The sequence below is a fragment of the Atlantibacter hermannii genome (assembly GCF_009907385.1).
Lineage (GTDB): Bacteria > Pseudomonadota > Gammaproteobacteria > Enterobacterales > Enterobacteriaceae > Atlantibacter > Atlantibacter hermannii_A.
In genome coordinates, this window is record NZ_JAAATR010000049.1 from 26002 (window position 1) to 38193 (window position 12192).

Sequence of the window (12192 nt, forward strand, 5' to 3'; positions counted from 1 at the left end):
TTAGCTGTCTTTGCGCTGGCTGGTTTATCATCACTTTATGCCCGTCATAATTCGGGTTGCAGGTGCGTTGGCTTCCTCGCTCAACCCCGTCACTTACTGTTGTAAGCTCCCGGGGATTCGCCGCGTCGCCGTCTTCCTGCAACACGAATTATTTAGGGCATATGCCCTCAGGCAAATCGCGTTCCCCCTTATTCAGAGGTTGATGTGCAGTTAACGAGTTTTACCGATTACGGATTACGTGCTTTGATTTATATGGCGTCATTGCCGGAAGGTCGTATGACGAGCATTTCCGAAGTGACCGAGGTTTATGGCGTGTCCCGTAATCATATGGTTAAAATTATCAACCAACTGAGTCGCGCTGGTTATGTCACGGCTGTACGCGGGAAAAACGGCGGCATCCGTTTAGGCAGACCTGCACCCTTGATCCGCATCGGTGACGTGGTTCGCGAGCTGGAACCGCTCTCGCTGGTTAACTGTAGCAGCGAATTTTGCCATATCACCCCCGCCTGCCGTTTAAAACAGGCGCTATCCAAAGCGGTGAATAGTTTTCTGACTGAGCTTGATAACTACACGCTTGCCGACTTAGTTGAAGAGAATACGCCGCTGTATAAATTACTGCTGGTGGAATAAGTAAAACCTTACGGGTAGCAGGCTTTTCTTTGCACATTACTCCGCGCAGCGCGGGATCGCATAGCCTGACCCCCGGGGATTTCCGCCAGAGATGACAACGGAGGAATCGAAATGTCACAAGATCCTTTTCAGGAACGAGAAGCAGAGAAGTACACCAATCCTATCCCGAGCCGGGAATTTATCCTCGATCACTTAACCAAACGCGAAAAGCCCGCCAGCCGGGAAGAACTGGCGATCGAGCTGAATATTGAGGGCGAAGAGCAGCAGGAGGCCCTGCGCCGTCGCCTGCGCGCCATGGAGCGCGACGGACAGCTGGTCTTCACCCGCCGCCAGTGCTACGCCTTGCCGGAGCGTCTGGACCTGTTAAAAGGCACCGTTATTGGTCATCGCGATGGCTACGGTTTCCTGCGCGTGGAAGGCCGCAAAGACGACCTGTATCTGTCGTCTGAACAGATGAAAACCTGCATTCATGGCGATCAGGTACTGGCGCAGCCGCTGGGCGCGGATCGTAAAGGGCGCCGCGAAGCGCGTATCGTCCGCGTGCTGGTGCCGAAAACCGGCCAGATTGTCGGGCGCTATTTTACCGATGCGGGCGTCGGCTTTGTGGTGCCGGACGACAGCCGCTTAAGCTTTGATATCCTGATCCCGCCCGAAGAGATCATGGGCGCGCGCATGGGTTTTGTCGTGGTGGTGGAGCTGACCCAACGTCCGACCCGCCGTACCAAAGCGATTGGTAAAATCGTCGAAGTGCTGGGCGATAACATGGGCACCGGCATGGCCGTCGATATGGCGCTGCGCACCCATGAAATCCCCTACGTCTGGCCGAAAGCGGTTGAGAAAGAGGTCGCCGGATTAACCGAAGACGTGCCGGAAAAGGCCATCGCCGGGCGCGTGGATTTGCGCGACCTCCCGCTGGTGACTATTGATGGCGAAGACGCCCGCGACTTTGACGATGCGGTATTCTGCGAGAAAAAACGCGGCGGCGGCTGGCGTCTGTGGGTAGCGATTGCCGACGTGAGCTATTACGTGCGTCCGCAAACCGCGCTGGATACCGAAGCGCACAATCGCGGCACCTCGGTCTACTTCCCGTCGCAGGTGGTGCCGATGCTGCCGGAAGTGCTGTCTAACGGCCTTTGCTCGCTTAATCCGCAGGTTAACCGCCTGTGTATGGTATGCGAGATGACCGTTTCCGCCAGCGGCAAGCTGACCGGCTACAAATTTTATGAAGCGGTGATGCGCTCCCATGCGCGCCTGACTTACACCAAGGTCTGGCACATCCTCCAGGGCGACCAGGATCTGCGCGAGCAGTATCAACCCCTGGTTAAGCACATCGAAGAGCTGCATAACCTGTATAAAGCGCTGGACGTTGCGCGCAGCGAGCGCGGCGGAATCTCGTTTGAAAGCGAAGAGGCGAAGTTTATTTTTAACGCCGAGCGCCGTATTGAACGCATCGAGCAAACCCAGCGCAACGATGCCCATAAATTAATTGAAGAGTGCATGATCCTGGCGAACATCTCGGCGGCGCGTTTCGTTGAGAAACACCAGGAGCCGGCCTTGTTCCGCATTCACGACCGTCCGAGCACCGAGGCGATCACCTCGTTCCGCTCGGTGCTGGCGGAACTCGGTCTGGAACTGCCGGGCCGTGATAAACCCGAGCCGCGCGATTACGCCGAGTTGCTGGAGTCTATCGCCGATCGTCCGGACCACGAGATGCTGCAAACCATGCTGCTGCGCTCGATGAAACAGGCGATCTACGATCCGGAAAACCGCGGTCACTTTGGTCTGGCGCTCCAGTCCTATGCGCACTTCACCTCGCCGATCCGCCGTTACCCGGATCTGTCGCTGCACCGCGCGATCAAATATCTGCTGGCGAAGCAGGACGGGCACGTTGGCAACAGCACGCCGACCGGCGGCTGGCACTATTCCGTGGAAGCGATGCTGCAACTGGGCCAGCACTGCTCCATGACCGAACGCCGCGCCGATGAAGCCACCCGTGAAGTAGCGGACTGGCTGAAGTGCGACTTTATGCAGGATCAGGTGGGCCAGACGTTCTCTGGCGTTATCGCCAGCGTTACCGGTTTCGGCTTCTTTGTCCGCCTCAACGATCTGTTTATCGACGGGCTGGTTCACGTTTCTTCTCTGGATAACGACTACTACCGCTTCGACCAGGTAGGCCAGCGCCTGATCGGCGAGTCCGGCGGACAAACCTACCGGCTGGGCGACCGTGTGGAAGTGAAAGTGGAAGCGGTCAACATGGACGAGCGTAAGATCGACTTCTCGCTGATCTCCAGCGAGCGCGGCCCGCGCAACGTCGGCAAAACGGCGCGTGAAAAAGCCCGCAAGGGCGGCGCGGCGAAACCCTCAGGCAAACGCCGCCAGGCGGGCAAGCGGACCAACTTCGAGCCGGACAGCGAATTCCGTGGCGAAAAGCGCAAGCCAAAAGCCAAAAAAGAGCAGGCCGACAAAAAAGTGAAAAAACCGTCGTCGAAAACCCAAAAAATCGCGGCGGCCACCAAAGCGAAACGGGCGGCGAAAAAGAAAACGCACGACGCGTAACCCCCGGCTGGCCTTATTATTGCGATAAGGCCAGCGGCAACGTATTAAACCAGGCGCGATAACGCCTCAAATGAGTACTTTTCATGAGTGAAATGATTTACGGCATCCACGCGGTTCAGGCTTTACTGGAACGCGCGCCTGAGCGATTTCAGGAAGTCTTTGTGCTGAAAGGCCGCGAAGATAAGCGGCTGCTGCCTTTACTGCACGCGCTGGAAGCCCAGGGCGTGGTGATTCAGGTGGCGAATCGCCAGTTCCTGGATGAAAAAAGCGATGGCGCGGTCCATCAGGGCATTATCGCGCGGGTCAAACCGGGGCGTCAGTATCAGGAAAACGACCTGCCGGATCTGCTGGCCCAGTTTGAATCGCCGTTCCTGCTGATCCTCGACGGTGTAACCGACCCCCATAACCTGGGGGCGTGCCTGCGTAGCGCCGATGCGGCGGGCGTTCATGCGGTTATCGTACCGAAAGATCGTTCCGCACAGCTCAACGCCACCGCCAAAAAAGTGGCCTGCGGCGCGGCGGAAAACGTGCCGTTGATTCGCGTCACTAACCTGGCGCGCACTATGCGCCTGCTTCAGGAAGAGAATGTCTGGATTGTCGGCACCGCTGGCGAAGCGGACCACACTGTTTTCCAGAGCAAAATGACCGGACGTCTGGCGCTGGTGATGGGGGCGGAGGGCGAGGGTATGCGCCGCCTGACCCGCGAGCACTGCGACGAGCTGATCAGCATCCCGATGGCAGGCAGCGTATCGTCGCTCAATGTTTCCGTTGCAACGGGCATCTGCCTGTTTGAAGCGGTCCGGCAACGAAGCTAATTTCCGATTATTAAAACCATCCTGCGGGATGGTTTTTCTCATGCATATTTTCAAATCAATAAGGGAGTCGCCGTGAGGAGATGTAAACTTCAAAAATATATCAAGCGAATTGTTAAATGACGTAAATAAGCGTCGCTCTGAAGAGCAGGGTAGACAGGAAAATTATTTTTTACGCATGCAAGGCGCATATGTACAGATATTAAAGCAACACGACGATCTCATGGTTGGAGCGTCAATGTCATTAAAGCGAAAGTTAATTGAAAGAGTGGCTTGTTGCGTTAAGATATTCATGGCGTATATATATTAAACGATCGCTTATGACGTCCAGAAAATTATTATCCCTTTCATCACGTGGTATTTTTTATTGTCAATTATCGCTGGAGTATTGATGATGAATCGCTAGACAGGGGCTGCAAGGATCACACGCTCATTACCAAAGATACTTCTCGCTTCATACCGCATTACATTGCGGGTTAAGTGATTAATTGGGAAATCAGACAACTAAGGACCCATGCTATGTTTCGTGTAATTATGTTAATTATACTCTCCGCTTTGTTTGTGCAACCGGCGTTCGCGGATAACGCGAGGCCTGAAACGGCAAAATATGTTAAGGGCTATACTGGCCAGGAGGGGGTTAAACTATGGACCTTACGTATCGGGCCAAGATCGGAAAATGAAGCTTTGCTGCAAATTTCAAACATCGACCACGAACTCGACATGAAGATTTTGCGCTGTAAGGTTCAGCCCACCAGCGATGGCGGTAAAGGTTATTCGACCGAGATTGACGGGAAGCAGTTTATGGTGCTGAGACTGAATAATGGCGTGGGCGAGCTTTATCTGCCCGGTGAAACACCGATCTCAGTCGCGTATAACGACGACCTGTCCCGCCAGGGCGATGCAGAATACTTTTTGACGGATTACCTTGGGCAGAAAGCAAAGAAATAGCGCAGGCGACCAGGCCGGTTTGATAATGGAAAGGCGGCGTTGCTGCCTTTCCCACCCTCACAACATATCTGCGCGCCCCGCTTTGTGATCCCTTTCCCTGCATAACTTTTCCTGCCGTCCATACTAAAGGCGTTGCCGATTTATGGAGGGAAACAGGATGCAATGGCAAACTCATACCGTTTTCAACCAACCCATCCCGTTAAACAACAGTAATCTCTTTTTATCCGACACCGCGCTACGCGAAGCCGTCCAGCGTGAAGACGCCGCCTGGGATGCGGAACTTTTGGCCAGCATCGGCCAACAGCTGGGCACCGCCGAATCCCTTGAACTGGGGCGCCTGGCCAATGCAAATCCGCCTGATTTATTACGCTACGACGCCAGCGGCGAGCGGCTCGACGACGTGCGCTTTCATCCGGCGTGGCATCTGCTGATGCAGGGGCTGTTTGCCAACCGGGTGCATAATTTACCGTGGCAGGAGGAGCGGCGGCGCGGTTCATTGGTGGCCCGCGCCGCGCGTTTTATTCTTCATGCTCAGGTGGAAGCGGGTACACTTTGCCCGGTGACTATGACGTTTGCCGCCACACCCTTGCTGCTTCAGTCACTGCCGCCGGCGTTCAGCGACTGGACCAAACCGCTGCTCAGCGATCGCTATGACGCCCATTTGCAGCCCGCCGGACAAAAACGCGGATTGCTGATCGGCATGGGGATGACCGAAAAGCAGGGCGGTTCGGACGTTCTCACCAATACCACTCGCGCGGAACCGGTGGGTAGCCCCGGTCCCGGCGAAGCCTATCGGCTGGTGGGGCATAAGTGGTTTTATTCCGTGCCGCAAAGCGACGGGCATCTGGTGCTGGCCCAGGCGAAAGGCGGGCTGTCCTGCTTCCTGGTGCCGCGCTTTTTACCTGACGGCCAGCGCAACGCGGTGCGCCTCGAACGGCTGAAAGACAAGCTGGGCAACCGCTCCAACGCCAGCAGCGAAGCGGAATTCTGCGATGCGCTGGGCTGGCTGCTGGGCGATGAAGGCGAAGGCGTGCGCCAGATTTTGAAAATGGGCGCGATGACCCGCTTTGACTGCGCGCTGGGCAGTCACGGCCTGATGCGCCGCGCGCTGTCGGTGGCGCTGTATCACGCCCACCAGCGCCAGGCGTTTGGCAAAAACCTGATCGATCAGCCGCTAATGCGCCAGGTTTTAGGCCGAATGGCGCTACTGCTGGAGGGGCAAACCGCGCTGTTGTTCCGTCTGGCTCGCGCATGGGAAGCGCAGGGGGATGCGCGCGAGCGCGCGTTTTGCCGCCTGATGACGCCTGCAGCGAAATTTAACGTCTGCAAAGCAGGGATCCCGTTTGTGGCGGAAGCGATGGAGGTGCTGGGCGGTATCGGCTATTGCGAAGAGAGTGAACTGCCGCGTCTGTATCGTGAAATGCCGGTCAACAGTATCTGGGAAGGCTCCGGCAATATCATGTGCCTCGACGTGCTGCGGGTGCTGGCCAAACAGCCCGGCGTGATGGAGATGCTGAGCGGCGAGTTCGAGGACGTTAAGGGCCAGAATCGCCATTTCGACCGGGCGTGGCGACAGTTAGCCCAGCGGTTACGCAAACTCAACGAGGCCGACGGGCGCGCCATAACCCGCCAGCTTTACCGGCTGGCGACCGGGGCGCAGCTGTTGCGTCACGCCTCGGTGCCCACGGCGGAAGCCTGGTGCCAGATGATGCTTGACCCGCGTGGCGATGCCCAGGTGGCGGAAAAATGCCTTTCCGACGTCCTGCTGCGCGCCACGGGCGGCATCGGTTAAAGGCTGCGTAAGCGGAACACGCTCACCAGCGTATTCAGATGGTGGCCCTTATCGCGCAGCGTTTGCGCCGTTTGCTCGCTGCGCGAGACCCGCTCGGCGTTGATATGGGTCGCTTCGCCGATATGGTTCATCGCCAGATTCACCTGCTGAATGCCCGCAGACTGCTCATGGGAAGCCTGGCTGCTGTGCGTCACCAGCAAATTCACCTGGTCGATATGCTGGATAATCTGCTCCATCGCCTGGCGAGTACGCTCGGAAAGCTGATGCCCTTCGGTGACTTTATGCAGCGTGTCCGCAATTAAGGCATCAATCTCCTTCACCGCGTTGGCGCTGCGCGCCGCCAGCGCCCGCACCTCCTGCGCCACAACGGCAAACCCTTTGCCATGTTCCCCGGCGCGGGCGGCTTCCACTGCCGCGTTCAGCGCCAGAATATTGGTCTGGAACGCGATCGATTCAATCACATGGGTGATATCGGCGATACGCTGCGACGCATCGCGGATCGCATTCATGGTCGATACCGCGTTGGTCACGGTATCGCCGCCGATATGCACCGCGTGGGAGGCCTGCTGCATATAATTTTGCGTCTGCACCATGTTCTCGGCGTTCTGCTCTACGGTCGCCGTCAGCTGCTCCATACTGGCGGAGGTCTCTTCCACGCTGCTGGCCTGCTTGTTGATCTGCTCGCTGATGTCGTGGCTGTCCGCCGCCAGTTCATCGGTGCCGTGGCTGATGTCGGCGGCGGCATCGCGCACCTGAATCACAATCTGCTGCAAACCATTGCCCATGCTGTTGATGGCGGCGATCAGTTCACCTACTTCATCCTGACGGCGCGTGGTGATGCTGGAACGCAAGTCGCCTGCACCATATTGCTGCGCCAGGCCAATCACATTGCGTAGCGGCGCGGTAAGCAGACGGCGGGTGGTGAAATCAAACAGAACGGCGAACAGCAGGCTGATGACCAGGCCAGCCAGTAAAAACTGGTTACGCAGTCGATCGATGTTAGCGAGCAGGGTGCCCCGGTCCACTTCGCCCACTACTACCCAGTTCCATCCCGGTACGTGAGTGAAGGTCATGAGCGATGTGCCGCCCGTGTCACGCTGCCAGGCCAGCTCGCCTTCGCTATCGGCCAGCAGGTGCTGACGGATATCGTCAGGCAACAGCGGCTTTTGCCCTTCGGCATCGCGATGGAACAGGTACTGGCCGAGCTGCTCACCCGGCTGGCGGTTGATGACATAAAAGTGACCGCTGTCGCCCAGCTTGCGATTGAGGATTTTTTCACGCATCAGCTGCCATGAGGAGGAGATATCCACGCCGACGAACAGCACCGCAATGACGTTCCCTTGCTCATCCTTAACGGGCTGATACTGAGTTATGTAGCGCTTACCGAAAAGCTGCGTCAGCCCGCGATAGATTTCACCTTTATTCATCGGCAGCCAGGCGGGACTGGCGCGATCGAGCTGCGTGCCTACGGCGCGAGTGCCGTCCTCTTTGCGCAATGATGTCGCCACGCGCACATAGTCATCGCCGCTGCGCACGAACAGCGTGGCGATAGCGCCGGTTCGCGTCTGAAAATCATCGGTTAAGGCATTGTTTTCATGCAATGACAGCTCGCCGCCTTTAAGCAGCGGAACGCTCTGAGCATTCAGCGCCTGCATCTGCGCGGCATCGCGCGTAATGGGTTGAGGGATAAAACTGTTTAGCAGAGTGGTGTAGTTGCTGACCTCTTCTGTCAGCGTGGCGTCAAACATTTGCACCATGTCCACCACGCCGCTGGTCTGGCTTTTTAAGTCTTCCCGCGCCAGTGACTCCAGCTGCTGGCTGGCCTGATGGCTTAACACCAGCGTGAAGGTTAAAAACAGACAGGCGAATGACAGGCCCGCAAGCAGGGAGAGTTTGGTACCCAGCCCGATGCGCTGGAAAATGGTTTTCATAATTATCCCTTATACCAACCGAGTTGAGTTGCCCGGTTAAACGGCATCGGCGGGATAATATTTACTCAATATATGTAAAAATTTATGTCAGAATTTTACAAATAGTATTTTTGACAGGGAAAGCAGGCTTTCAGCCTGCTTCCATTCAGGCATAAATAATGGCTTTTACCTGCCAGTTATCGGCTCGCGGGTTTTCCTGCATTTGTACGATGCGATAATACGAAGCGCCCTGTTCATCGGCTTTCATCGCAATGACGCGTTCAACATCCTGAGGACTTCCGGAAACGCTGTTGACTGCAATCATGCCAATTTCATTCAGACCGGTCACCCGGTCAGCACTGACATCTTCTGCCGACTGCGCAGAGGTAGTAATCAAACCGGCAGACAGCAGCAAAGACGTTAAGGCAATTGATCGTTTCATAGTCAGCTCCATTTCACATTACCCCGATGAGTAACAGGGCGATCCTTCGCGATGTGTTATCCCATCCTTTCATAACGGCCCGGGATTAAGTGTGCACAGAAAACGATCAGCCGACGCAAAGCAATGTAAATTTTGCTAAATAAAACGGGATGTTAACGCGGTTTCTTATACAAAATCGCCTGGGAGTACCACTGACCCGGTACTACCGTCTCATCGTTCAGCAAAATCTGGTAATAATCTGCACCGGCGGCGATCGCTTTGGCTTTAATGGCAGCCTCGCTATCGCTGGGCGCACCGCGCTCCATAACGCTCACCGTACCCATTCGAATTAAGCCCTGGGTCTGGGATCGCTGGATCTCCTGCGGTTGGCCCGTGACCGGAGGAGCCGGCTGCGGGGTACCCTGCAGGGAAGCGCACGCGCTAAGCAGCATCGCCAGTAATACCGGAAGTAATCTTTGCATTCGCATTTCTCGTTTCCTGACTCATTGAGTGTAGTGCCGTCTATTTTTGAGCCTATAGGGAAGGTTCCCATTTTGTTAGCTCAGCCGCTTTTTTTCGTGCATTGAGATGTAAAAACGTAACCGGGTTCTCATCATGCTTTTTCATTAGATTATCTGCCCGGACTTGCAGGGTGCGTTGTGCCATGTCATATCTTGCCGATAACGAAAAGGGGAACGAGATGATCGAACTGGAAACGCGCGAATTTGCGGGGATCGAAACCGTGCATGCGACACCGGCAGGGAAAACCACACAGCCGCTGCCTACGGTGATTTTTTATCACGGCTTTACCTCGTCAAAATTAGTATACAGCTATTTTGCCGTGGCCCTGGCGCAGGCGGGGTTTCGCGTCGTGATGCCGGACGCCGCTGAGCACGGCGCGCGCTTTAATGGCGATGCTCAGGGGCGAATGCTGCGCTTCTGGCAAATCCTGCATCAGAATATGACGGAGTTTGCCGGCCTGCGTGACGCGCTGCAGGAAGAAAACCTGATTGCTGACCAGCGGCTCGGTGTGGGCGGGGCGTCGATGGGGGGCATGACGGCGCTGGGCATCATGACCCATCATCCCGAGGTGAAAAGCGTGGCCAGCCTGATGGGATCGGGTTATTACACCACGCTCGCGCCCGCGCTTTTTCCGCCCTCACTTGAACTCACGCCGGAGCGTCAGCGCCAGCTTGATGCGGTTATCGCCCCGCTGGCGGAATGGGACATCACTCACCAGTTAGCGAAACTGGCGGACCGACCGCTTTTTCTCTGGCATGGCGAGGAGGATGACGTGGTTCCGGCACAAGAGTCCTTCCGTTTGCAGCGCGCGCTACAGGAAAATCAGCTCGACGCGTTGCTCACATATCAGTGGGAGCCTGGCGTCAGGCACCGCATTACACCCACTGCGCTGGACGCGACCGTGGCGTTTTTTACCCGCCATCTGGCATAAAAAAGCCCCCTGGACGGGGGCAAAATAACGTCAGTAACGTTGTCGTGGCATTATCGTTATTCCTGAAAGGGGATCGACGATAAATCGGTATTGTCGCGTGATGAACTCTACTGGCGGGCAACCTGGATTGCGTCTTCCGTTGCGGTTATCACGCTAAAATTCTGGCTATGTGACTGATCGGCTTTGCTATCATCGGCTGAATTATGATTTATGTAGACGACGCCTAAGCTATGCACATCATCCATACTTTGCGCCAGGTCGCGATCGACCTTAATGGCGGCGGCGGCATTCGCGGTCAGTATGAGTCCCGCGAAGACGGCGATAAGACTTTTTTTCATCATCGGTACTCCACAACAGCAAGCTATACAACCGGGATCGTCACTCCTTCGTGGTAAGGGGTCTGTACAGAATAAGTGTAATGGCTTATTGCTGATTAAAACGTGACCATTTCTGATGGAGATACTCAAATTTTTTTAGCATTCCTGGATAATCTATTTTAAATCATCTGGTTAACCACTTTTTACCCCCTGCACCGCCGCGCTGCGTAATTATTTATCAATCAGCCTTGAGTTTGCCGGGGCCCGCAAGTAGAATGACGCGTCAATTTTTCAGCCGCCCTTTAATCACGTTCCTTGCCTCCATGGGCCGCGGCTGACCCAGACAGGAGGCTGAATAATCCGTAAGGAGCAATTCGATGCGTCATTACGAAATCGTTTTTATGGTCCATCCTGACCAGAGCGAACAGGTTCCGGGCATGATCGAGCGCTACTCTGCTGCCATCACTGGTGCAGAAGGCAAGATCCACCGTCTGGAAGACTGGGGCCGCCGTCAGCTGGCTTACCCGATCAACAAACTGCACAAAGCGCACTACGTTCTGCTGAACGTTGAAGCACCGCAGGAAGTGATCGATGAGCTGGAAACGACTTTCCGCTTCAACGATGCCGTTATCCGCAGCATGGTTATGCGTACTAAACACGCTGTGACTGAAGCATCTCCGATGGTTAAAGCGAAAGACGAGCGCCGCGAGCGTCGCGATGATTTCGCTAACGAAACCGCAGATGATGCTGATGCTGGGGATTCTGAAGAGTAATTCTGATGGCCAACCGGTTGGTGTTGTCCGGCACCGTGTGCAGGGCGCCCCTTCGAAAGGTCAGCCCATCAGGAATTCCTCACTGTCAGCTGGTGCTTGAGCACCGTTCTGTGCAGGAGGAAGCCGGTTTTAACCGGCAGGCGTGGTGCCAGATGCCCGTAATTATTAGCGGACACCAGAACCAGGCCATTACTCACAGTATAACGGTCGGCACGGTGATCACCGTTTCAGGTTTCATTAGCAGCCACAAGGCGCGCAATGGGCTGACAAAACTGGTGCTCCATGCCGAGCAGATTGAATTGATAGATTCTGGAGACTAGCCAAATGGCACGTTATTTCCGTCGTCGCAAGTTCTGCCGTTTCACCGCGGAAGGCGTTCAAGAGATCGACTATAAAGATATCGCTACGCTGAAAAACTACATCACCGAAAGCGGTAAGATTGTCCCGAGCCGTATCACCGGTACCCGTGCAAAATACCAGCGTCAGCTGGCTCGCGCTATCAAACGCGCTCGCTACCTGTCCCTGCTGCCGTACACTGATCGCCATCAGTAATCGGTCACGGTCCATTAATACGACTTTG

The 12192-nt window shown here is 55.7% G+C and carries 13 protein-coding genes and 1 pseudogene; 10 read left to right on the top strand and 4 right to left on the bottom strand.

What is annotated here, in order from left to right:
• Positions 1–204 precede the first annotated feature (204 nt).
• The 6 genes and pseudogenes from nsrR (at position 205) to GV764_RS13705 (ending at position 6738) form a co-directional block, all read left to right on the top strand.
• A complete protein-coding gene (gene nsrR, locus GV764_RS13685; RefSeq protein ID WP_125294321.1) occupies positions 205–630 on the top strand; it encodes a nitric oxide-sensing transcriptional repressor NsrR in 426 nt (141 codons plus the stop codon).
• A 111-nt stretch (positions 631–741) separates the two neighbouring features.
• A complete protein-coding gene (gene rnr, locus GV764_RS13690) occupies positions 742–3186 on the top strand; it encodes a ribonuclease R (RefSeq protein WP_161660641.1) in 2445 nt (814 codons plus the stop codon).
• Positions 3187–3269: 83 nt separating this feature from the next.
• Positions 3270–4001 (top strand): 23S rRNA (guanosine(2251)-2'-O)-methyltransferase RlmB, encoded by a 732-nt coding sequence (gene rlmB, locus GV764_RS13695; protein WP_161660642.1) that lies wholly within the window; start codon positions 3270–3272, stop codon positions 3999–4001.
• A 378-nt stretch (positions 4002–4379) separates the two neighbouring features.
• Positions 4380–4478, top strand: a pseudogene (locus GV764_RS22110) (hypothetical protein); the annotation flags it as partial.
• A 39-nt stretch (positions 4479–4517) separates the two neighbouring features.
• Positions 4518–4946: a hypothetical protein gene (locus GV764_RS13700; RefSeq protein WP_161660643.1), complete on the top strand. Its 429-nt coding sequence runs from the start codon at positions 4518–4520 to the stop codon at positions 4944–4946.
• 157 nt (positions 4947–5103) lie between these two features.
• Positions 5104–6738, top strand: coding sequence for an isovaleryl-CoA dehydrogenase (locus tag GV764_RS13705; RefSeq protein ID WP_161660644.1), 1635 nt, complete (start codon positions 5104–5106; stop codon positions 6736–6738).
• Here GV764_RS13705 and GV764_RS13710 read toward each other — a convergent pair.
• From GV764_RS13710 to bsmA, 3 genes are all read right to left on the bottom strand, one after another.
• Entirely contained in the window at positions 6735–8669 is a 1935-nt protein-coding gene (locus GV764_RS13710; RefSeq protein ID WP_161660645.1) for a methyl-accepting chemotaxis protein, read from the bottom strand. The genes GV764_RS13705 and GV764_RS13710 overlap by 4 nt on opposite strands.
• Before the next feature lie 145 nt (positions 8670–8814).
• The gene (locus GV764_RS13715; RefSeq protein WP_183169792.1) at positions 8815–9090 is read right to left on the bottom strand and encodes a YdgH/BhsA/McbA family protein; all 276 of its coding nucleotides are present in this window, start codon (positions 9088–9090) and stop codon (positions 8815–8817) included.
• Between the two features lie 152 nt (positions 9091–9242).
• Positions 9243–9557 (bottom strand): biofilm peroxide resistance protein BsmA, encoded by a 315-nt coding sequence (gene bsmA / locus GV764_RS13720; protein ID WP_161660646.1) that lies wholly within the window; start codon positions 9555–9557, stop codon positions 9243–9245.
• Positions 9558–9769: 212 nt separating this feature from the next.
• Between bsmA and yjfP the strand changes: the two genes are divergently transcribed.
• Positions 9770–10522, top strand: a complete 753-nt coding sequence (yjfP, locus tag GV764_RS13725) for an esterase (RefSeq protein WP_161660647.1) — start codon at positions 9770–9772, stop codon at positions 10520–10522.
• A gap of 107 nt (positions 10523–10629) precedes the next feature.
• Here yjfP and GV764_RS13730 read toward each other — a convergent pair whose 3' ends face one another.
• On the bottom strand, positions 10630–10863 hold the full coding sequence (locus GV764_RS13730; RefSeq protein ID WP_161660648.1) for a hypothetical protein: 234 nt from the start codon (positions 10861–10863) through the stop codon (positions 10630–10632).
• A gap of 353 nt (positions 10864–11216) precedes the next feature.
• On the opposite strand from GV764_RS13730, the gene rpsF reads away from it, so the two are divergent.
• Genes rpsF through rpsR form a run of 3 tightly spaced genes read left to right on the top strand, consistent with a single transcriptional unit; the run spans position 11217 to position 12164 of the window.
• Positions 11217–11612 carry a 30S ribosomal protein S6 gene (gene rpsF, locus GV764_RS13735; protein ID WP_044181355.1) on the top strand — a complete coding sequence of 132 codons (396 nt, stop codon included), beginning with the start codon at positions 11217–11219 and terminating at the stop codon, positions 11610–11612.
• Positions 11613–11617: 5 nt separating this feature from the next.
• Positions 11618–11932, top strand: coding sequence for a primosomal replication protein N (gene priB, locus GV764_RS13740; RefSeq protein ID WP_125294181.1), 315 nt, complete (start codon positions 11618–11620; stop codon positions 11930–11932).
• Between the two features lie 4 nt (positions 11933–11936).
• Entirely contained in the window at positions 11937–12164 is a 228-nt protein-coding gene (gene rpsR / locus GV764_RS13745; protein WP_000135199.1) for a 30S ribosomal protein S18, read from the top strand.
• Positions 12165–12192: the final 28 nt, after the last annotated feature.